The sequence below is a fragment of the Rummeliibacillus sp. JY-2-4R genome (assembly GCF_053847205.1).
Window position 1 is genome coordinate 444841 of sequence record NZ_CM132623.1, and the last position, 19434, is coordinate 464274.

13 protein-coding genes are annotated in these 19434 nt (G+C 36.3%); 8 read left to right on the forward strand and 5 right to left on the reverse strand.

Annotated elements, in window-relative coordinates; genetic code table 11:
• Positions 1 to 278 precede the first annotated feature (278 nt).
• A complete protein-coding gene (locus ACWV26_RS02205) occupies positions 279 to 974 on the forward strand; it encodes a YqjF family protein (protein ID WP_455896745.1) in 696 nt (231 codons plus the stop codon).
• 11 nt (positions 975 to 985) lie between these two features.
• On the opposite strand, the gene ACWV26_RS02210 is transcribed toward ACWV26_RS02205, so the two are convergent.
• Positions 986 to 1669 carry a hypothetical protein gene (locus ACWV26_RS02210; RefSeq protein WP_455896746.1) on the reverse strand — a complete coding sequence of 228 codons (684 nt, stop codon included), beginning with the start codon at positions 1667 to 1669 and terminating at the stop codon, positions 986 to 988.
• A gap of 292 nt (positions 1670 to 1961) precedes the next feature.
• Positions 1962 to 2174 (reverse strand): sporulation histidine kinase inhibitor Sda, encoded by a 213-nt coding sequence (gene sda, locus ACWV26_RS02215; protein WP_455896747.1) that lies wholly within the window; start codon positions 2172 to 2174, stop codon positions 1962 to 1964.
• A gap of 549 nt (positions 2175 to 2723) precedes the next feature.
• Between sda and ACWV26_RS02220 the strand changes: the two genes are divergently transcribed.
• Positions 2724 to 3884 (forward strand): aminotransferase class I/II-fold pyridoxal phosphate-dependent enzyme, encoded by a 1161-nt coding sequence (locus tag ACWV26_RS02220; protein WP_455896748.1) that lies wholly within the window; start codon positions 2724 to 2726, stop codon positions 3882 to 3884.
• A gap of 189 nt (positions 3885 to 4073) precedes the next feature.
• On the opposite strand, the gene tagD is transcribed toward ACWV26_RS02220, so the two are convergent.
• Both tagD and ACWV26_RS02230 read right to left on the reverse strand, forming a co-directional pair.
• Positions 4074 to 4478, reverse strand: a complete 405-nt coding sequence (gene tagD, locus ACWV26_RS02225; protein ID WP_455896749.1) for a glycerol-3-phosphate cytidylyltransferase — start codon at positions 4476 to 4478, stop codon at positions 4074 to 4076.
• An 83-nt stretch (positions 4479 to 4561) separates the two neighbouring features.
• On the reverse strand, positions 4562 to 5716 hold the full coding sequence (locus ACWV26_RS02230; RefSeq protein ID WP_455896750.1) for a CDP-glycerol glycerophosphotransferase family protein: 1155 nt from the start codon (positions 5714 to 5716) through the stop codon (positions 4562 to 4564).
• Between the two features lie 282 nt (positions 5717 to 5998).
• On the opposite strand from ACWV26_RS02230, the gene ACWV26_RS02235 reads away from it, so the two are divergent.
• The 3 genes from ACWV26_RS02235 (at position 5999) to ACWV26_RS02245 (ending at position 11564) form a co-directional block, all read left to right on the forward strand.
• Positions 5999 to 8179: a bifunctional glycosyltransferase/CDP-glycerol:glycerophosphate glycerophosphotransferase gene (locus ACWV26_RS02235; RefSeq protein WP_455896751.1), complete on the forward strand. Its 2181-nt coding sequence runs from the start codon at positions 5999 to 6001 to the stop codon at positions 8177 to 8179.
• A 159-nt stretch (positions 8180 to 8338) separates the two neighbouring features.
• Entirely contained in the window at positions 8339 to 9358 is a 1020-nt protein-coding gene (gene galE / locus ACWV26_RS02240) for a UDP-glucose 4-epimerase GalE (protein ID WP_455896752.1), read from the forward strand.
• Between the two features lie 1261 nt (positions 9359 to 10619).
• The gene (locus tag ACWV26_RS02245) at positions 10620 to 11564 is read left to right on the forward strand and encodes a nuclease-related domain-containing protein (RefSeq protein WP_455896753.1); all 945 of its coding nucleotides are present in this window, start codon (positions 10620 to 10622) and stop codon (positions 11562 to 11564) included.
• A 476-nt stretch (positions 11565 to 12040) separates the two neighbouring features.
• Here the strand turns inward: ACWV26_RS02245 and ACWV26_RS02250 are convergent, their stop codons facing one another.
• The gene (locus tag ACWV26_RS02250; RefSeq protein WP_455896754.1) at positions 12041 to 15637 is read right to left on the reverse strand and encodes a CDP-glycerol glycerophosphotransferase family protein; all 3597 of its coding nucleotides are present in this window, start codon (positions 15635 to 15637) and stop codon (positions 12041 to 12043) included.
• A gap of 421 nt (positions 15638 to 16058) precedes the next feature.
• Here ACWV26_RS02250 and ACWV26_RS02255 point away from each other — a divergent pair, with 421 nt between their 5' ends.
• The 3 genes from ACWV26_RS02255 (at position 16059) to tagH (ending at position 19392) form a co-directional block, all read left to right on the forward strand.
• The gene (locus ACWV26_RS02255; protein ID WP_455896755.1) at positions 16059 to 17225 is read left to right on the forward strand and encodes a CDP-glycerol glycerophosphotransferase family protein; all 1167 of its coding nucleotides are present in this window, start codon (positions 16059 to 16061) and stop codon (positions 17223 to 17225) included.
• A 531-nt stretch (positions 17226 to 17756) separates the two neighbouring features.
• On the forward strand, positions 17757 to 18578 hold the full coding sequence (locus ACWV26_RS02260) for an ABC transporter permease (protein ID WP_455896756.1): 822 nt from the start codon (positions 17757 to 17759) through the stop codon (positions 18576 to 18578).
• 22 nt (positions 18579 to 18600) lie between these two features.
• The gene (tagH, locus tag ACWV26_RS02265; RefSeq protein ID WP_455896757.1) at positions 18601 to 19392 is read left to right on the forward strand and encodes a teichoic acids export ABC transporter ATP-binding subunit TagH; all 792 of its coding nucleotides are present in this window, start codon (positions 18601 to 18603) and stop codon (positions 19390 to 19392) included.
• Positions 19393 to 19434: the final 42 nt, after the last annotated feature.

Below are 19434 nucleotides of genomic sequence, written 5' to 3' on the forward strand. Positions count from 1 at the left end.
CCGCGAACAATTAGAGCAACCAGGTTCCTCCTCGAAACAGCTGGGGGAGAATTGTATTCAGGTGCTGATAGAGGACTTAAAAAGTTGAGAACACCATTACAATTTAGAAAATAGCGAGTTGGTTATCCAAAAGAGCTAGTAGACCAGTAGAATGAGCGAATTGATCGTCCAAAAGAGCGAATTGTCTGGCGCCAACCCCGTCTTCCCCCCCAAAATGTTTGATTTTAGTAACTAATAGTAAATACTAATACTACAATCTTTTTAATAGGAGGGATTTCATGTGTAGGTTGCCTTGGGTGATGATGCAGGACTGGCATGATGTGTATTTTATTCATTGGCCGATTAATATGGAGGAAATACGTTTGTTTGTGCCACTGGAACTTGAGATTGATACGTTTGAAGATCAAGCTTGGATTAGTTTTGTCTATTTCCAGATGAAGAATATGCAGATTAGGGGGAAGGTTCCTATTCCATGGGGTCGCTCGTTTTTAGAATTTAATACTCGAACATATGTGAAGTACAAGGGTAATGTTGGGGTTTATTTTTTCAGTTTGGATGTGAATAAATTGCCAATGGCAAGGATGTCTGCAACAGGTGGATTTCTTCCTTTTCGATATGCGAATATTACATCAAAAATGGGACAGCAGGGGATTACTATTCAAAATAGATTTGAACAGACTGGTCGTGAGATTGAGGTGCTAAGGGCATCGGTGGAAGTAAAGGCAAATCCTATTTCGCGAACGCCATTTGAATATTGGATCACAGAGCGGCATTTTTTATGGACAAAGGTTGGAGGAATGCTATTTCGCCAATATAATGGCCATTCCCCTTGGATATTGCAGCCTGCCCATTGCACAATCCATGAAAACTCGATGGTGCCATTTTTGAATAGCCATATCCAAGAAACTCACCCCATTGCCCACTATTCCAAATTTAAAAGAGCTTTCCTTTACATGCCGGTAAAGGAAAGCTAGTATAAAACCTTCTAGCAATAGCATCTTGGAAAATACTGATAAAATTGCTTGATGACTGCTTCTGCAATCATATCAGACATGAGTAAAGCTTCCATTTCAATTTGGTCAAATATCTTAATGTCTTCTTCGTATTTTTTCTGAATCATTGTAACTGCTTCTTGTTTCGTCAAATCTAAATGAGTATAGAACATTTTTTTGACTTCTGATTCGCTTAAATAAGGGTTGATTCTACTTAAAAATAAAGCAATGTCATCTGCATTTTGATACCAAGCCTTTTCTTTAGCAGCCGCAGTTGCAGTATCACCTTTTGCAGCAGCTGATACAAGTTCCGCGGCAATTAACAAATGATCGTGGATAAGCGAAGCATAGCGATCTGCAATTTGGTCTCCATAAAATGGGCGAAGGCAATTTCCTAAATCAGTCGCGTTTCTAAGGAGTCTTGCTTCTACAAATTGTACATCTGGTAAGTTGAAAACAATACTTGTGATAGCCATCCTGGTCCAATTGACATGCTCCATCCAAAGCAATCGATTCATACTGATAAAATCAAACTCTAGCTTGCTTCTGCAGCGATTGTCATTGATGGAAGGCGGTTGCACTAGAAAATATCTTATGGGAGCAGTGTATTGTGAATGCGGTTGTCTATACATCTGTCCAAGTGAATACGAGTTAAAAACACTTGAATAAGGATACAAATGTCCATCCTCCTCTAATTAATACGCCTACAATGTTGGGCGAATGTTACCTATAAATTAGAATATGCGGAGGTACTCTTTGGTGATAATGAATTGATACTGTCGGTGAGTATTTATGCAAATGACTTATGAATATGAGTTAAAATTTAGAAAGATGCGGCATAAGGAATGGTAGAGAAATTAGCGAATATAAAAAAGTAAATCGATTTAGAAGATGTACAAAAAACGTTATTTATTTATACAAATACTGTATTAATCACAAAAACATGTTGTTTCACAATCAGAGAATGATCTAGGCAAGGTTAAAATAGACATCGACTGCATCAGAATCAATTGGTAAAGATTTAATTTTTGCAATGTCTTGTGTTTTAGACTCTTCAATCATCTTTACCGCGATACGACGTAATAACTCGTCTTCTAATAAACGTATAAAGTCAGGATTTAATTTATATGTTTTAGCTTCCTTATATGCCTTAATCAATAATTCGTCTGATAGTGTGTCCATTTAAAATTCACCTCCAACTATTTGAATATTTTTGTTCTAATATGTGAAATGGAAGAATATATTGATAGTTGCTAAGTTGTACACTTAATTTAGCAGATTGTTAAAAACAAGACAATATGCCATTTATCCACAGAAAATAGTGGATAAGTTGTTATTAAGTTGTGTGGATAAATTCGAAAATACAGATAAATCAGTGTGGAAATTGTGTATAAACTTATCCACAATTTACTAATTTGCTAAAATTTGTCGAAAAATTTTTTTTAAAACCACGAATTTACCTATCAATTCGAGTAAAATCGATAGAAAACAGACACAGATTTGAAACAACAACGGTTTACTAACTTCAATTTTTTTACATTCCGCCATAGTTTATTGACATATGAAATATAATTCTTAAGTTGGTTAAACAAACAATTGGTTTCTCAAATTATGCCATGATTATTCTTAAGGTAAAAAAAACTTTCTTTATTAGGTAATAAGATATTTAATTTTTCAGATTTATGTATATAATTGAATGTAACATCAAAAACGAAAGAAGGATTATTTCACATGTCTTTATCAATGAATCCGCGCGTGGATGAGCTAGGCTTGCCTGGTATTCGTAAATTTGCAAATCAGTTAGTCAACTATCCCGATGCGATTAATCTAACAATTGGTCAACCTGATTTTCCTACTCCAGAAGCAGTAAAAAAAGCAGGGATTCGATCAATAGAAAACAATTTAACAACTTATTCTGCAAATGCAGGTTTAATAGAATTGCGTAAAGCAGTGGCGGCCTTCTTCGAAGAAAAATATAATTGTCACTATAATCCGGTAGATGAAATCATTGTAACGAACGGTGCATCACAAGCTATTGACTCAGTTTTCCGAGTTATTTTAGAGCCTGGGGATGAAGTCATTTTACCAGCACCGATTTATGCAGGTTATGAACCGGTAATCACATATCATGGTGGAAAATGTGTTTACTTAGACACAACTGATACAGATTTCCAACCTTCTGCAGAGCGACTAGCAACATTGATCACGCCAAAAACTAAAGCAGTATTATTTAATTTCCCATCAAATCCTACTGGTGCAACCATTTCACACGAACAAATGGATGCTCTTGCAAATGTGCTAAAGGATCAAGATGTTTATATCATTTCAGACGAAATTTACAGTGAAAATACCTTTGCTGGAGAACATCGCTCATTTGGTTACTATCCAGAATTAAAAGACCGTCTATTCTTCATCCATGGATTATCAAAATCACATTCAATGACAGGTTGGCGTATCGGCTTTTTGATGTCAGATGCAAAGTTGCTTGCTGAGGTAACGAAAGTCCATTCGTTCAATGCCATTTGTGCAGCGCTTCCAAGCCAATATGCAGCAATCGAAGCCTTAACAAATTGCAAAGACAATCCACAAGAAATGAACAAAAGCTACATCAGACGCCGCAATTATGTGTATGACCGTTTAACCAAAATGGGCCTTGATGTGAGATTGCCAACAGGTGCATTCTATATTTTCCCATCCATCAAAAAATTCGGCCTAACATCCGAACAATTTGCACTTCGTTTGATGAAGAGGAAAGAGGGCGGAGTAGGCGTAATCCCTGGCTCAGTCTTCACACCATATGGCGAAGGTTACCTACGCATCACATATGCGTACTCCGATGAAGAACTAAAAGAAGGCATGGACCGTCTAGAAGCATTTATTAAAACACTTTAATAGATGAAATCATATGTCAATAAAGGGCTGCTCTCTGTAATAAGGGGGCAGTTCTTTATGTTTTTAGAGGTTGAATTTTGGTTCGCGGCTGCAAAAATTTATATCAATCAGTTTGTTCGCCGCGCCTAATGGAGCATTCATCAATAAAAAAACTCCCTCTAGCATTAAGCTAGAGGGAGTCTCATAACGCTATTTTACAGTAGTTGCAGCAGCGTTCAAATCTTTTTTAATTTTCGTAGTAGAAATGCCTTCTGTACGAGGAAGGTAGATGACTTCGCAGTAATCTTTTAAGAAATCGAATTTGCCTTCCCAGTCATGTCCCATTACGAAGGTATCTATGTTATGGTCTTTGACGTCTTGGATTTTTTGTTCCCAATTGTTTTCTGGGATGACTTCGTCTACATATTTGATGGCTTCAAGGATGGTTTTACGATCTTCGAAGCTGTAATAAGCTTTTTTACCTTTTAAAGCGTTGAATTCATCGCTTGAAATTGCAACAACTAGATAGTCGCCAAGTGCTTTGGCACGGCGAAGAATATTAATATGACCTACATGAAGTAAATCAAAGGTACCGTAAGTAATTACTTTTTTCATAATGTGCCTCCATTGATATGCTATTGCGTATTATAGTACACTTTTTTCAAAAATGAAAGAACCCTTAAATTGGTTCGTAGGTTTTACTTATTTGTTAAATAATCCGCTAATTTGCTACTCGCATGTCCATCTGAAAACTTGTTCCATGTATCAGAAAACGCTTTTATACGATCAAAGTCAAATTCATCCTTTTGCAAAACGTATACAAGTTCATCGTCGGTTGATACTACGGGTCCAGGAACTAATTCATGATAATCTGTCCAAAATCCACGTGCCATTTCGTACTTTTCTAAATCGTACGGGTAAAAAATTTGCGGTTTACCTAATAAAGAAAATTCAAATGGTATGGAAGAATAATCACTAATGACATAATCAGATACACATAATAATTTATTAATCGCCACATCATTTTTTACAGAGATAATGTTTGGATGATGTAAATCGCTCATATTTTGCGCAACAGCAGGGTGTAATTTAATAATCATAACGTAGTTTTCACCAAGAAGTTGCATTATATCCTTAAAATCTAAAGGAATACGTTGTGCCTCAAGTTGTTGGTCCCGGAAAGTAGGCGCATATAAGATTACTTTTTTACCCTTTATAATAGGGTATTTTTTCATTATTTCATTCTTTGCAGCATCCATTGCCTTTTGGTCATAAAAGAAATCCGTTCTAGGGATTCCTAAACGCAAAAATTGATGATCTTGCATGCCAAATGCAGATTTGAAAATTGGGATCATCTCATCTGAACCAACAACCACTTTTGTCATCCGTCCATAAACGTGCTTAAAGCGTCGGTTTGCAACAGGAGAACGGAATACTACACTTGGATCTTGTAAAGCAAACTTTTTCACCGCTCCTGCAGCATGCCATAATTGAATGCATTCCACATTTTCACGGAAACTTGTGGCGCTTAAAAGCGGAAAATAATTATCAAGTAAAATCGTCTTCGCAGTCGCAAGGTGATAAAGCCCTTGAAGATAGTCGAATATCTTTGTTAGCTTAAATGACAGCACCATGCGTGCTCCAGACTGTTTAAAACTTTCCTTACACTTTCCCGTACGTAAAACCACGATATCTTTATAATCTCGACTTGCGAGTTCTTCCACTACAAACCGTGCATTATCACCGAAATCACAAAGTAAAACGATTTTATTCTTTAAAGGAAATAAATTAAAAATAGAAAAAATACATCTATTAAAAAGTAAAAACAGTCCAATTAACCATTCTTTTCGCATTTATTCACCCAATCTAGAAATTTTAATCTATAAATATTAAGTATACCATATATTGCCCCTCTTTTTTCTGAAACTTACGTTATTACTAGAGCTCTTATGATAAAAATAAGATAAATATGGGTAAATTTAATTATTTTATACTAAATTCCATTAAAGGTCCCTTTTTTTCTCATCAAATTCTAATTTTTCCATGGGATAATTGAAAACACGCCTTAAAATTCCTCATTTTCTCGATTAACAGAGGAGAAATCAGGGAATCCAAGTGGAAAAGGGGAGTCTTAAATGGAACACATTGTTAGTGTAATCATACCTGTACATAATACCGCAGAATTTTTAGAAGCATGTTTGCAATCGATTATTAATCAGTCCTATGACAAGCTACAAATCATCATTGTGAACGATGCCTCTACAGATCAATCTGCGAAACTAATTGATAAATTTAAAGTAGAAGATTCTAGAATTGAATGCATCACCAATTATAAAAAAATGGGCGTCGGCTTCTCACGTAATGTAGCGATACAAAGTGCAAAAGGAGATTTCGTATTCTTCGTAGATAGCGATGATATGCTACATGAAAAAGCAATCGAATATCTAATGCAAGCAAGTGAGCCGGATACAATTTACACAGGAAATACCGTGAAAATCAATAAAAAAGATGAAATAGAAGCGTTAATCCATCAACAAGAGGAAGCACTTCAAACTAAATCACTTGGTTCTTTTGAATTTTTTAAAAAAATATCTGTATTAAGTACGCTTTTTCCAGCGAGACTCATTTCTGATTTACACTTACGATTTGACGAACAAGTAGGAAGTTATTCAGAGTTGTCTTTTTTAATGCCAATTTACAATAAAATTCAAATGGTTAGAATTAATAATTCTTACTATTTTAGAAGAGATCGCAATGATCCAATTTCCAATCCTTCTTTGACACAGCGTGAGAATGATGAATTATTACGTGATTTTGCTGATATCTACAGTCGTTTAAAAAGCACCTATTCAAACAATCAAGAAGTGAACTTTTTTTTAGACAAAGAATTTATCAGACTCTATCGCTCCAAATTCATCTTGTTGATGAAAGATGAAAAGAAGCAAAAGACAGCCTTTGAGGTACTTTCGCCTACTATGAAATTACTATCAGCACGTGAGCTGAAATCACAAAATTTCGTCATCCGTGGTGAGCTTCGTGCAATACAAAATGGTGAATATAAAAAATACTTGCGAATCCTAAAACTCCATCATTTCGGAAGAGATACGAAGAGGTCATTAAAAAGTATGAATAATTTCTATCGCCAAATTTATAATGATATCTTTTTGAAAAGACCGTTAAATGACAAAAAGGTAGTATTTAGCAGTTTCTTAGGAAAACAATATGCGGACAGCCCAAAAGCAATCTATGAATATATGGTGGAACATTATTCAGATTATGAGTTTGTGTGGGTGTTTAATGAAACGGGAAGAAAATTACCTGGCAATGCAAAGCAAGTGAAACGATTCAGCTTGGCTTATTACTACCATGTAGCGACAGCAAAATATTGGGTAAGTAATATGCGCCAACCGCTACATTTGAAAAAAAGAGAGGGTAATATTTTCTTAGAAACATGGCATGGTACACCATTAAAACGACTTGTTTTTGATATGGATGAAGTGTACTCAGCGAATCCAAAATATAAGAAAAACTTTTACCAACAATCACGGCTTTGGGATTATCTGATCGCTGCAAATTCCTATTCATCAGACATTTTCAAATCTGCGTTCAAATTTGATGGGAAAATGCTTGAATATGGGTATCCTAGAAATGACACATTGTACAAAAATAACAATGATGAATATATCAAAAAGGTCAAAAAATCACTCAATATGCCATTAGATAAAAAAGTGATTTTATATGCTCCAACATGGCGCGATGACGAATTTTATGAAGCAGGTAAATATAAATTCGATATAAAATTTGACCTACAAATGCTACGTGAAAATCTCGGCGATGACTATATCGTTATTTTACGTATGCACTACTTTATCGCAGATCATTTGAATATTGATGGCTATGAAGGCTTTGTTTATAACCTATCAAAACACGATGATATAGCAGATTTATATCTCATTTCAGATATTCTAATCACAGACTACTCATCCGTGTTCTTTGATTACTCAAATTTAAGAAGACCAATTCTTTATTACGCTTACGATTTAGAAAAATACAGAGACCAATTACGCGGATTCTATCTGGACTACGCAACCCAACTGCCTGGTCCAATCGTCAAAACTACTGACGAAATGATTCATGCAGTACAGCATATAAACGATGTTGAGGAACAGTATAAAGAAAAATACGATGAATTCTATGATAAAATCTGCAGCTGGGAAACAGGCCATGCAACAGAGAATATCGTGCAAGAAGTATTCGGCAGACAACCAATGCAAGGAACAGAGGAAGTTTTTAGGGAAATTAGTGCTACGAAATGATATAATTTACGTGAGAAAAAATCGGAAGTAAGGTAAATGACTTACAAGTAGAAGAAAAAACGATATGTTCGTTCTATTAACTGGAAAGAACAGGCCGTTTAAACTGGAAATATAAAGTTAATTGTCTATACATTTTGGAAAAAAGAGAGGGAAAATATTTTGAGCGAATCTAGTATATTAGTTACGGGAGCGGCAGGATTCATCGGTTCTCATACATGTGTTGAACTTTTAGAAGCGGGTTACAACATCGTAGCATACGATAACTTACAAAATAGTAGTGCCACTTCACTTGAAAGAGTAAAAGAAATCACTGGCAAAACATTTCCTTTTATCGAAGGAGATATAAGAGATGGCGAAATGCTCGATCAAGTTTTTGAACAATATAAAATTGATGGTGTCATCCATTTTGCAGGATTAAAAGCAGTAGGCGAATCAGTCGAAAACCCACTGATGTATTATGAAAACAATGTTCAAGGATCCATTGTGCTATTCCAAGCGATGAAAAGACATAACGTGAAGAAAATTGTATTCAGCTCATCAGCAACCGTTTATGGTATCCCAAAAACAGTTCCAATCAATGAAACATTCCCATTAAGCGCCATCAATCCATATGGCCAAACAAAACTAATGGTAGAAAATATACTACAAGATGTTGCGCATGCTGACTCACAATGGAGAGTGGCGTTATTACGCTATTTCAATCCAATTGGCGCGCACGAAAGCGGTAAAATTGGCGAAAATCCATCCGGCATTCCAAATAACTTAATGCCGTACATTACACAAGTAGCCGTTGGAAAACGCGAAAAGCTCTCTGTCTTTGGCGACGATTACGATACACCAGACGGCACTGGCGTACGTGACTATATCCATGTAGTTGACCTAGCAAAAGGACACCTAAGCGCACTAGAATATCTATCCGATCATTCAGGCGTTGAAACCTTCAACCTAGGCACAGGCAATGGCTATAGCGTACTGGATCTTGTTAAAGCATTCGAAAAAGTCTCAGGCAAAAAAATTCCATATCAAATCACAGACCGCCGCGAAGGAGATGCAGCAACTTGCTACGCCGACACAACCAAAGCAGAACAAATCCTGCACTGGAAAGCAAAATTTGGCGTCGAAAGAATGTGCGAAGATTCATGGCGCTGGCAGTCAAATAATCCGAATGGGTTTGAATAAAACATTTGAGAGAGTCACAAAAACAGCTTTTGTTTTTGTGGCTTTTTTTGTGGACTTTTTATGGGGATATGGAGCTGTGGTGTGGGGGAACAATCAGACGATGGGTGGCGGGACTTAAATTGTTTGGATTCCAGTGAAATTTAGAAAATAGCGAATTAGAGTAGGAAAAGAGCGAGTAGACCAATAGAAAGAGCGAATAGAATCGGTAAATGAGCGAATTGAACGGCGAAAAGAGCGAATAGAATTAATGGAGGAATGAAAGGATTCTAGCTAGAAGGGGAGTGGGAGGAAGACTTAAACTGTTGGGATTTCAGTGAAATTTAGAAAATAGCGAATTAGAGTAGGAAAAGAGCGAGTAGGCCAATAGAAAGAGCGAATAGAATCGGTAAATGAGCGAATAGAGCGGAGAAAAGAGCGAATAGAAAATGAAAGAACTGTCGGAGCGACAAGATTACTCCTACTCAAGAGGAAAACCCAAAATGCTCAAACCCATTATTCGCGGCACCAAATCCAAGTACAATCTGAAAAGTTGCCGCGGATGATGAGAGTAATTGGCTCAGCATCGTTGAAACCTCTAAGAGAATGGAGGGATGGGACTTAAATCGTTGGGATTCCAGTGAAATTTAGAAAATAGCGAATTGGAGTGGGAAAAGAGCGAGTAGACCAATAGAAAGAGCGAGTAGAATTGGTAAATTAGCGAATAGAACGGAGAAAAGAGCGAATAAAAAATAAAAGAACCGTCTGAGTGACAAGATCCCTCCAACCCAAGAGGAAAACCCAAAATGCTCAAACCCATTATTCGCGGCACTCAATCCAAGTACGAACTGAAAGTTGCCGCGGATGATGAGAGTAATTGGATTTGCTCCGCCGAATCCTCTAAAAGGGTGGAGAAGGACTTAAATTGTTGGGATTCCAGTGGAATTTAGAAAATAGCGAATTGGAGTGGGAAAAGAGAGAGTAGACCAATAGAAAGAGCGAATAGAATTGGTAAATGAGCGAATAGATTAACCAAAAGAGCGAATAGTCCCAACCTATGAGTACGTAGAAAAAATCCCTAATCTCTCAATAAATAAAAAAGTCTAAAATCATGCAAAATAAATTTTTGCATACCAAAAATAACTAATTTCACAATTTCATAGCCATTTTGGTAGTCAAAACTCAATTTCACCATCAAAAATGCTATAAAAGTTTGCTTCGCCATTTTGCTAAAAAAAGTAAAACCCGTTATGCTTTGATTAAAAACGGAATGGGAGAAGATACTGTGATTGTCAAAGCATATTCTGATACGCATTATTTACAAGCTATTAAAAATTTGAGCTATCGCCTTTCTTCAACAAACCCGAAAAGGCAGGAGCTGGAGTTCGAATATAATCGCATTAAAGCTGGGGATACTGGTGAGAAATTTGTCATGGAGAAACTGGCACAACTTCAGCTACCCTATGACTTCTATCTATTCCATAACTTATTTTTAAATTTAGGATCAAAAATGCAGATTGATATTCTTTTTCTAACAAAATATTATGCAATCATTTTTGAGATAAAAAATATAAAAGGCAAGATAGAATTTACAAAAAATCCTGATCAGCTTATGCGAACGTTACCAAATGGTGATATAGATGGCTTTGACAGTCCGGAACTTCAATTGAAGGAATATATCTATGAATTAAAAAGCTTTTTCTTGAAACAGGGTATGAATATCCCGGTGTCCGGTGCTATTATATTTCCTTTTTCATCAAGCTTTATTATGCGGCCGCCAACGGACACAAAGGTATTGCGGAAAAATGGAATTAAAGCATTTATTCGAGAAATGGAAACAAACAAAGTATTTCTAAATAATAATCAAATTGAATTTCTGAAAAAGCGTTTTCTCAGAAATCATTTAGAATATAATCCCTACCCATTAATGAATCGATATAATATTTCGAAAGAAAGTATTATAAAAGGTGTTTTGTGCCCAAAATGTGGAGTTTATGGGATGCAACGCTCTGCATATTATTGGTACTGCAAAAGTTGCCAACATAAAAGCAAAAATGCCCATGAAAATGCGATTAAAGATTATTTAACAATAATAAGTGATTCAGTTACGAATAAAGAATGTAGAGACTTTTTGAACGTTCAAGATATTGATCAAATGACTAAAATGTTAAGAAAGATGAACCTCAAAAAGGTTGGCAAATTTAGATACACAAAGTATATGTTAAATTGAAGTTGACCTTTATAAGTTGAAATTTCATATTAGGAAAAGACTTTAATTGCTTAGAAAGCCAATGCAATTTAGAAAATAGCGAATAGACAGGTGAAAAGAGCGAGTAGTCCCTTGAAAAGAGCGAGTAGAACATCGAAAAGAGCGAGTAGGCTCCAGAAAAGAGCGAGTAGAGCATCCACAAAAGAGCGAGTAGAGTATCCAAAAGAGCGAATAGCCACCCGAAAAGAGCGAGTAGAACATCAGAAAGAGCGAGTAGCCCATCGAAAAGAACGAATAGAACATCAAAAAGAGCGAATTACCTCAAGAAAATACCGAATGAAACCCCAAAAAATACTCAACCCCATCATCCGCGTCAACCAATCCAATAACAAACCGGAAAATCGCCGCGAACAATAAGAGCAATCAGATCTCTACCCTCGAATCCACCCCAAGCAAAAAAGCCACCCTGATAATGTCAGGGTGGCTCAATTTATATACTATCCACGAATCTCGCGATAGAAGTTTTCAATGGCGTTTTTATTATATTCTAGGTAGTCAAATTCTTTAAATGTCAATTCAGGTTCTTCGTAGATTTTCTTCATGGCACGATAGATGCTTTCGACTTCCGTATCTTCTGTTAGTAAGCCGTAGTCGCCATCGTCTAATGCTGCACGATTGGCCACGATGTTGGTTGCTACGATTTTCATTTTCAATGTGAGTGCTTCTAGTAGTACCATTGGTTGTCCTTCGTATTTTGATGAAAGGACGAAGACGTCGCATTGTTTCATGAATCCGAATGGGTTGTCTAATTGACCTGTTAAGAAGACGGAATCTGTTAGTTTTAGCTTTTTGGCTAATGAATCTAGTGACTTTCTTAGTTGACCGTCACCTAGTAAATACAACTTTGTATTTGGGTATTCTTCGTGAATTTTCGCGAAGGCTTTGATTAGCTTGTCTTGTGCCTTTTCCGGTGATAGGCGACCCATTGTGACGAATTTAAAGGAATCATCATCGTCTAATTTAATAATGTTGTTGCGAATATCAATCCAGCAGTTATAAGGTGTGACAGCACTTTTATTTACCCAGCCGATTTTTTTGTCGCCGTCATAAAGCAATGCAGAGTAACCATGACCTGTACGCATTTCCTTTTTCACGGTTAATGGTTTTGAATAGTATTCATCAGGTAGTATAAAATCAGCATCCTCTTGTGGAGTAGGGAGATCTTTGAATACTTCAACAGAATCTGCTCTCACAATTGCTGGATAAGTGATTTCTTTATCGTCAATGAATACAGAATAATCGTTTGGAACTAAACGGAGACTCTTACCATCCATCCAGCCTTCTAGATATTTACCTTTCTTTAAAAAGTAATAAGTGTGCTCCTTAAATACTTGTTTTTTATGAACGAAAACAAGTTCACCACGTAAATCCATTTTATGTTTGACAGGTTTGCTGTCTGGACGATTTGGTGGCGTTGTATAAAGTTTATAATCTTCATTTTCTAAAACATAGCCATATTGTTTGACTGGTTCCTCTGCTTTGGCAAGGCGACTCGCTTTATCAATCAATTCTTGGTGCTTGCTGTAGCTTGCTTTTACATAAGTATTTGCAACGGCACGTGAAAGTGGATTGCTATTTGCCATCGCTCCGATTTTCTCTAAAACAGTCACGGCATGATAGTTAATCCAGCCAAGTTCATTATGATCAATGGAAATGAGATAGTACGTATCAAACTGCGTAACGGCCTTTTTCGAAATATGAACGATCATATCTTTGAAAAATGTTACATCTGATTTTTTATGTGCATCTGGTTCACCAAAAGGTAAGTTCCACACATAATATTTTGGTGTGACGTTTGTCAGTTTTCCAAACATATTGACATCTTCATAGATAATTTCTGCATCTTGAACTTCTTCCACTTCTTTTTGAAGTAGCTGTGATTCCTTGCACCATCCAACATAAATATCATTAATTGAGATTTTGCAATATTCTTCGTTGTGCCAATGGTATTTTGCGAAAATATGCATTTCATCATCTGCTTGAACAACATGTTGCATTGTAGGATGATCCTGTACAATTTCATCTAGAGTTCGATAAATCAAAACGGTATTAGTAGAGACTTGCCATGTACCCATTTCATTTACGAGCTCAATATGATTGCTGTCTTGGTGATTGCCAATCTCGTTTTTCGGTGGGTTTAAGATACGATCTGGATCGATTGTATTGACGCAATAGCCAAATTGGTCGGCTGTTGTGAATCTTGTAAGTTTGGATATATTTAATTCCATCGTCGCTTTTGAAACGGCTAATAATTTATCATATTGATAATAAACAGAGAACATCGTCAGTAAATTTTGAAAGTGTGGTTTCACGCCATTTACTTTACGATTTCGATCGGCTGCCATATCACTGTGTAAGAAACAAATTTTCCGTCTACTATTAGAAGCAAGTACTAGTTTTGACCAGTAGAAGCTATAACCACTAAAGTCAATGGCATAGTCAAAATGTACGCCACCAGTTAGTCGGCGAATTTCACGTTCATAAGCTTTCTTAGGATAATGCGGTTTTAATTTTGGCGTTAAACCATGTGAACGGATGAGACGATCAAGAATTGCCTCTTGGAATGTATAAACCGGCACACCTGGTTTGAAAATGAAACGCACTTTTGGGTGAATCCGGTTTTGATTGTGCAATACTTCTGCTTTCTTTGAAGAAGAGACAAAAGCAGTCACATCGTAGCGGTCATAATCAATATTTTGCGTTAAGTTGATAAAGCTGTTTGTAATCCCATTATTAATCAGACCACCAGGATAGATGAAAATCTTCTCTTTTTTATTCTCAAATTTTACGATTTTCAAATCATCGACTTTTTCATTCTTAAATACTAATTGAAACAAACGCTCCGTAACTTTCCCGTCATCATAATTGACAAAGCGGTTTTTAGCTGCTCGATAAACATCTCGGTACTCATTTTTCACGTCATCAATATGAAGAATGGCATTTCCTACTTGTTCAATTTGTTCGTAAATAGGGCCAGGAAGTTCTTGATCTTCTAAGTACATACCGCGATTTTGGGAATATAAATCCTTATCCCATGCATAGAACAAGATAGGTTTGTCCGTTACTAAATAATCAAAAAATACACTTGAATAGTCCGTGATGAGTACATCCACGACACTTAGTAATTCGTTCATATCCATCTGATCAGAAATAAGACGTATACGTGCTTCTGGATAATTCGTTGCAACGCTATATAAAAATGGATGGACCTTCATCAAAACGTGATAGTCTGGTCCGATTTGCTCTGCTAATTTGTCCATTTCTGCAATGATTTGCTTCATATTATCATCTGCATTATTTGTATCTGTCCCTTTCCAAGTAGGGGAATACAAAACAATTTTCTCATCTGAAGAAACGTTCAAGCCTTGTTGATTTAGCTGTTTAATGACATCTTCGCGCTTTGAATTAAAGGTCAAATCATTACGCGGGTAACCCATTTCTAAAATAGACCCTTCGTAAATGCCGTCTAGTCGGAAAGCGTTCGCAAAAAGCTCCGTAGAATGTGCATTTGGACTAATAATATAATCAGCATTCAAATAGTTACGGACTACATTTTGACTACCTGAAGGATTTCCAGGAATATCATAGCCCATATACTTTAAAGGAGTGCCATGCCATGTATTAATGTAGATTTGTTCAGGACGTGGAACAAAAAATGATTGGAAAGTAGAGTTATTAAGCAGATACTTTGCTTGTGCAAGCCACTTTAAATAATCATCACTATTACGTTCAACAAAATGCACATTTGACATTTCACGATAAGGGGCAATCACCTTTTCTAATTCTTCAGAAGGCTGAATAGACCAAATATGTTGATATGTTTTATTGGTATCATGCTCTAATATATATTTAAATACGGCAAAGGGTGAGTCTGTCATACTTTGGCCGTCTCTAACTTCATATAAAATAGAGTGATCTATAATAGGTAACGTATCATAAAATTTTGCGTATAATTGATTTCTTCGATGAGCTTCGTTATGCTTACGGTCGTCTAAGACGTCTTTAAAGTTGTCATATAATTCATTTACGATCATCGAAAATCACCTCATTTATTTAAAAAATATTCCTATAGTATAGTAGCACTTTTTTATGGCAGTAAAAATATAATTAATGATAGTTTAATGAAAAAGTTACCAAATTTAAATTTAACGTCACAAAATCCGATTACTTATATTCCTTCAAATTGTCAAGAAATATACATCAATGTGCTGTTATACTAACGATTTCTAGTTTGAAGCACATCAGCAACTATGATATGATAATCTGCAGTTAATTTTTTAATATAAGATTGCGTACATAATGGTATTGAATTTTAAAAGCAAGTAAATTGAATGAGTATTTGATAGTAGCATATCCTAAATGAAATACCCGATGAACCAAATCCTACACAAAAAGTTCAAGATTATTGGATAAGAAGTCAATTTTCTTAAAACAGCAAGAAAGAGTGAGAAATGAATGGCAAATAAAACGTTTAAAAAATTTTTCGGTAAAGCTTTCCGATTTATCGGCCGTAAAGCGCCACGCATTAAGAACCTTGTCGTATTCGAAAGCTTTCATGGCAAACGATACAGCGATAACCCACGAGCGATTTATGAATATATGAAGGAACACAATCCGGAATATAAACTACTTTGGAGTGTGGATAAAGGCAGTATTCCATTGTTCGAAGAAATGGGCGTACCGTATATGAAACGCTTCACACTTAGATGGTTACTAACATTCCCACGGGCAAAATATTGGATCAACAACGTGCGCTACCCAAAATGGATGACAAGACCAAAAGACACAGTCTATGTCCAAACTTGGCACGGTACACCTCTAAAAAAACTAGGAACAGACATTGAAGAAGTTCATATGCCTGGCACGAAAACAAAGAAATATCGCAAAAACATCATTTCCGAATCAAAAAACTGGAGCTATTTAGTAGCACCAAACCCATATACACATGAAATTTTAGGGCGTGCATTCCACTTCAATGGACCAATGATTGACTCTGGTTACCCACGAAATGATGCATTACAAAACGAAGATCCAGCGAAAATAGCGAAAATCCGCAAATCACTGAACATCCCTGATGATAAGAAAATCGTCCTTTACGCACCAACATGGCGTGATGACCAGTTCTTCAAAAAAGGAAAATACAAATTCGAATTCCAATTTGATATTCAAAAACTAAAAGAACAATACGGTGACGACTTCGTATTACTAGCACGTATGCATTATCTAGTATCCGAAAACTTCGATTTCAGTCAATACGGTGACTTCATCAAAGACGTTTCAAACTATTACGATATCGCAGACTTGTATTTAATCAGTGACTTACTGATTACCGACTATTCATCTGTATTCTTTGACTATGCCATCTTAAATCGCCCAATCATCTTCTACATGTACGACTTAGAAGACTACCGCGATCGCCTACGTGGCTTCTACATCGACATCGAATCAGACGCACCAGGCAAAATCGTCCAAAACGAAGAAGACCTCTTCTCAGAAATTGGACGTGCTCTAAAAGAAGGCCACTATTCACAAGAACAATTCAATCGTTTCAACGAAAGATTCTGTGTATGGGAAGACGGCAAAGCCGCAGAACGCGTAGTGAAAGAAGTATTTGGAAAGTAGTAGGGATATGAACCAACGGAAATTTCGTTGGTTCTTTTTTTGTGGGAGAAGATTTTAAGTAATATCCACGCAAATGACAATTTAAGTCACAAACAGTACCTCACAAAAAAACATTCAAGTCAAAAATCCCTAAAAATACTCAAGTACCGTAATCTTTCTACAAGAAAAATAAATAATCTCACTCAATACTTTTATATTACGCAAATAAAGGGTATTAATAATAGATAAATAAATCGTAGTGTTTTTGGCGAAATAGCTCTTACAATATGGCCATTGCGCTATCGGAATAACTGGAATATGTTATACTATGTGAAGTGTTTTTCTAGGGATATCAAGGAATGTTATAGGAATTTCATTTGAAATGGCATAGTGATTTATTTAAATAGAGGAAACTAAAGAAAAGGCAACTTTCAAGAGTGAAATTCGTCGCTCTTTGAAGTAGCTAAAAGCTATTGAAATCGTTATAACATGATATAATTTCTAGAAATTCAAACTTACTAAATTCACTACATGAAATTGAGGAAATTTGAAATGAGAGCATTTATAAACATTATAAAAGAACAAGTGAATTCTTTTTATTTGATTATGCGCTTAGCAAAGTTCCAGTTGCGTATTGACAATCAGAATAACTATTTGGGATTTGCGTGGGAGATTCTCAATCCGGCAATTCAAATGGCGATGTACTGGTTTGTCTTTGGCTTTGCGATGGACCGCGGTATGATGAAAGGCGAAAATGGTAATGAGGTTCCGTACGTTTACTGGATGCTAGCAGGGATTTCGATGTGGTTCTTTATCCAAAAGGCGATACTAAATGGATCAAAATCGATTTACCAAAAATATTCAATGGTAGCCAAGATGAACTTTCCACTTTCCGTGTTACCAAGTTATATTATCATGGGAAGATTTTATGGACATGTTGCGTTAGTTGGCATCATTATGGTTGTCTTTTGGATTAGTGGATTTTATCCAAGTATCTATTATATACAGCTGATTTATTTCCTAGCGATGAGTTATATATTAGCATTTGCCATCACATTAGTGACATCTACATTAACTGTCGTTGTGCGAGATATTCAAATGTTAATCCAATCATTATTACAAGCCATGTTCTTCCTATCTCCAATTTTGTGGGATCGTTCAAAGAATATGCCGGATTGGATTCATAACATTTTGATGTTGAATCCATTCTACTATTTAGCAAACGGCTATCGTTCATCCTTGTTATTTAATGACTGGTATATCGTAACGCATTGGGAACTAACTTTGTATAACTGGGGACTGATTTTAGTGTTATTACTAATTGGTTCAGCAGCGCATTATAAATTCAGAAACCGCTTCTCTGACTTTATCTAAAAAACGTATGGAGGACAGTATTATGGCGGAATCAGTAATTATCAAAAACGTAACAAAAACCTATCGTATGTATAAAACAAAGGGTGAGCAGCTAGGGGATTTAGTTTTCCCTGGTAAAAAGGGCAGTGACTTCAATGCTATCGAGAACATTTCCTTCGCAGTAGAAGAAGGGGATGTTGTCGGTCTTGTCGGCATCAACGGCTCTGGTAAATCAACCCTTTCTAATATAATCGGTGGCATTATTCCTCCAACGTCAGGCGAGATTATCGTCAATGGGGAAGTCAATGTCATCGCGATCAATGCAGGATTAAACAACCAACTAACAGGTATAGAAAATATTGAATTCAAATGCCTACTCATGGGCTATAGTAAAGAAAAAATCGCCAAAGTGATGCCTAAAATTATCGAATTCTCAGAGCTCGGCGATTTCATCTACCAACCCGTGAAAAAATACTCAAGTGGTATGAAATCAAAACTTGGCTTTGCTATCAGCGTTACAGCTGACCCTGATATTCTAATCATCGACGAAGCCCTTTCTGTAGGGGACCAAACCTTTGCGGACAAGTCACTTGCTAAGATGAATGAATACAAAAAACGTGGCAAAACCATCTTCTTCGTCAGCCATAACCTTTCCCAAGTAAGAAGCTTCTGTACGAAAATTGCGTGGATTGAAGGTGGCCATCTAAGAGAATTCGGCCCAACAAACGTAGTCATGAAAAACTACTCAGCCTTCATCAAAAAATACCACAGCCTACCAGCAGAAGAGCAAAAAGCCTTCCGGGACAAGCTTGCAGACAGACGAAAACAAGGCTAGAAGTAAGGACAACCACACCAATCACGGATTAGACGAATAATC

Coding starts and splice junctions, on each gene's coding strand:
- ACWV26_RS02220 (WP_455896748.1), top strand. CDS start 2,724: ATGTCTTTATCAATGAATCCGCGCGTGGATGAGCTAGGCTTGCCTGGT.
- sda (WP_455896747.1), bottom strand. CDS start 2,174: ATGGACACACTATCAGACGAATTATTGATTAAGGCATATAAGGAAGCT.
- tagD (WP_455896749.1), bottom strand. CDS start 4,478: ATGAAAAAAGTAATTACTTACGGTACCTTTGATTTACTTCATGTAGGT.
- ACWV26_RS02255 (WP_455896755.1), top strand. CDS start 16,059: ATGGCAAATAAAACGTTTAAAAAATTTTTCGGTAAAGCTTTCCGATTT.
- ACWV26_RS02250 (WP_455896754.1), bottom strand. CDS start 15,637: ATGATCGTAAATGAATTATATGACAACTTTAAAGACGTCTTAGACGAC.
- ACWV26_RS02235 (WP_455896751.1), top strand. CDS start 5,999: ATGGAACACATTGTTAGTGTAATCATACCTGTACATAATACCGCAGAA.
- ACWV26_RS02230 (WP_455896750.1), bottom strand. CDS start 5,716: ATGCGAAAAGAATGGTTAATTGGACTGTTTTTACTTTTTAATAGATGT.
- tagH (WP_455896757.1), top strand. CDS start 18,601: ATGGCGGAATCAGTAATTATCAAAAACGTAACAAAAACCTATCGTATG.
- ACWV26_RS02205 (WP_455896745.1), top strand. CDS start 279: ATGTGTAGGTTGCCTTGGGTGATGATGCAGGACTGGCATGATGTGTAT.
- ACWV26_RS02260 (WP_455896756.1), top strand. CDS start 17,757: ATGAGAGCATTTATAAACATTATAAAAGAACAAGTGAATTCTTTTTAT.